The sequence below is a fragment of the Serratia inhibens genome, assembly GCF_003591175.1.
Lineage (GTDB): Bacteria > Pseudomonadota > Gammaproteobacteria > Enterobacterales > Enterobacteriaceae > Serratia > Serratia inhibens.
The window spans coordinates 1-3,281 of the sequence record NZ_QYYG01000019.1; the positions used below are offsets into that span (position 1 = coordinate 1).

2 rRNA genes are annotated in these 3,281 nt (G+C 52.1%); both read right to left on the bottom strand.

Going from position 1 to position 3,281, the window contains the following annotated elements:
• Window positions 1-7: 7 nt before the first annotated feature.
• Window positions 8-123: ribosomal RNA gene (gene rrf / locus D4100_RS25425) — 5S ribosomal RNA — on the bottom strand.
• A 103-nt stretch (window positions 124-226) separates the two neighbouring features.
• Window positions 227-3,136: ribosomal RNA gene (locus D4100_RS25430) — 23S ribosomal RNA — on the bottom strand.
• Window positions 3,137-3,281 lie beyond the last annotated feature (145 nt).

Here is a 3,281-nt window from a genome sequence, read left to right on the forward strand (position 1 = left end):
ATTTGATGCCTGGCAGTGTCCTACTCTCGCATGGGGAGACCCCACACTACCATCGGCGCTACGGCGTTTCACTTCTGAGTTCGGCATGGGGTCAGGTGGGACCACCGCGCTATTGCCGCCAGGCAAATTCTGTTTCATTCCAACCGCTTCACTCTCGTGTCGCCATTGAAACCAATCTCGGAACTTCGCTGAAAATATACTCTCTCTAAAACACCTTCGGTGTTGTAAGGTTAAGCCTCACGGATCATTAGTACTGGTTAGCTCAATGCATCGCTGCACTTACACACCCAGCCTATCAACGTCTTAGTCTTAAACGTTCCTTCAGGGACCTTAAAGGCCCAGGGAAGACTCATCTCGAGGCAAGTTTCGCGCTTAGATGCTTTCAGCGCTTATCTTTTCCGCACTTAGCTACCGGGCAGTGCCATTGGCATGACAACCCGAACACCAGTGGTGCGTTCACTCCGGTCCTCTCGTACTAGGAGCAACCCCTCTCAATCTTCCAACGCCCACGGCAGATAGGGACCGAACTGTCTCACGACGTTCTAAACCCAGCTCGCGTACCACTTTAAATGGCGAACAGCCATACCCTTGGGACCTACTTCAGCCCCAGGATGTGATGAGCCGACATCGAGGTGCCAAACACCGCCGTCGATATGAACTCTTGGGCGGTATCAGCCTGTTATCCCCGGAGTACCTTTTATCCGTTGAGCGATGGCCCTTCCATTCAGAACCACCGGATCACTAAGACCTACTTTCGTACCTGCTCGAGCCGTCACTCTCGCAGTCAAGCTAGCTTATGCCTTTGCACTAACCTCACGATGTCCGACCGTGATTAGCTAACCTTCGTGCTCCTCCGTTACTCTTTGGGAGGAGACCGCCCCAGTCAAACTACCCACCAGACACTGTCCTCACCCCGGATTACGGGGCCGAGTTAGAACATCAAACATTAAAGGGTGGTATTTCAAGGTTGGCTCCACGCAGACTGGCGTCCACGCTTCAAAGCCTCCCACCTATCCTACACATCAAGGCTCAATGTTCAGTGTCAAGCTATAGTAAAGGTTCACGGGGTCTTTCCGTCTTGCCGCGGGTACACTGCATCTTCACAGCGAGTTCAATTTCACTGAGTCTCGGGTGGAGACAGCCTGGCCATCATTACGCCATTCGTGCAGGTCGGAACTTACCCGACAAGGAATTTCGCTACCTTAGGACCGTTATAGTTACGGCCGCCGTTTACTGGGGCTTCGATCAAGAGCTTCGCCTTGCGGCTGACCCCATCAATTAACCTTCCAGCACCGGGCAGGCGTCACACCGTATACGTCCACTTTCGTGTTTGCACAGTGCTGTGTTTTTATTAAACAGTTGCAGCCAGCTGGTATCTGCGACTGGCTTCAGCTCCGAGAGCAAGTCTCTTCACCTACGCGCCAGCGTGCCTTCTCCCGAAGTTACGGCACCATTTTGCCTAGTTCCTTCACCCGAGTTCTCTCAAGCGCCTTGGTATTCTCTACCTGACCACCTGTGTCGGTTTGGGGTACGATTCTGTGTTACCTGATGCTTAGAGGCTTTTCCTGGAAGCTTGGCATCAACTACTTCTGCACCGTAGTGCATCGTCATCACGCCTCAGGGTTGAATAAGAGAACGGATTTACCAATTCTCTCCCCCTACACGCTTAAACCGGGACAACCGTCGCCCGGCTAGCCTAGCCTTCTCCGTCCCCCCTTCGCAGTAACACCGAGTACAGGAATATTAACCTGTTTCCCATCGACTACGCCTTTCGGCCTCGCCTTAGGGGTCGACTCACCCTGCCCCGATTAACGTTGGACAGGAACCCTTGGTCTTCCGGCGAGCGGGTTTTTCACCCGCTTTATCGTTACTTATGTCAGCATTCGCACTTCTGATACCTCCAGCAACCCTCACAGGCCACCTTCAACGGCTTACAGAACGCTCCCCTACCCAACAACGCCTAAGCGTCGCTGCCGCAGCTTCGGTGCATGGTTTAGCCCCGTTACATCTTCCGCGCAGGCCGACTCGACCAGTGAGCTATTACGCTTTCTTTAAATGATGGCTGCTTCTAAGCCAACATCCTGGCTGTCTATGCCTTCCCACATCGTTTCCCACTTAACCATGACTTTGGGACCTTAGCTGGCGGTCTGGGTTGTTTCCCTCTTCACGACGGACGTTAGCACCCGCCGTGTGTCTCCCGTGATAACATTCTTCGGTATTCGGAGTTTGCATCGGTTTGGTAAGCCGGGATGGCCCCCTAGCCGAAACAGTGCTCTACCCCCGAAGATGAGTTCACGAGGCGCTACCTAAATAGCTTTCGGGGAGAACCAGCTATCTCCCGGTTTGATTGGCCTTTCACCCCCAGCCACAAGTCATCCGCTAATTTTTCAACATTAGTCGGTTCGGTCCTCCAGTTAGTGTTACCCAACCTTCAACCTGCCCATGGCTAGATCACCGGGTTTCGGGTCTATACCTTGCAACTATTCGCCCAGTTAAGACTCGGTTTCCCTACGGCTCCCCTATACGGTTAACCTTGCTACAAAATATAAGTCGCTGACCCATTATACAAAAGGTACGCAGTCACCCAACAAAGTAGGCTCCCACTGCTTGTACGTACACGGTTTCAGGTTCTATTTCACTCCCCTCGCCGGGGTTCTTTTCGCCTTTCCCTCACGGTACTGGTTCACTATCGGTCAGTCAGGAGTATTTAGCCTTGGAGGATGGTCCCCCCATATTCAGACAGGATGTCACGTGTCCCGCCCTACTCATCGAACTCACAGAATATGCATTTTAGTGTACGGGGCTATCACCCTTTACTGCGCGACTTTCCAGACGCTTCCACTAACACACAAACTGATTCAGGTTCTGGGCTGTTCCCCGTTCGCTCGCCGCTACTGGGGGAATCTCGGTTGATTTCTTTTCCTCGGGGTACTTAGATGTTTCAGTTCCCCCGGTTCGCCTCGTTAAGCTATGTATTCACTTAACGATAGTGCAACGGATTGCACTGGGTTTCCCCATTCGGGTATTGCCGGTTATAACGGTTCATATCACCTTACCGACACTTTTCGCAGATTAGCACGCCCTTCATCGCCTCTGACTGCCTAGGCATCCACCGTGTACGCTTAGTCACTTAACCTCACAACCCGAAGGTGTTTCACTTCGCATTGCTACATTTGAGAGACTCTATGACAGGTTAATCCTTATCCCAGTACTTCTACGGAGGGATAAGTTTCAGCTGTCATGTTTCAATTTTCAGCTTGTTCCAGATTGTTAAAGAGCAA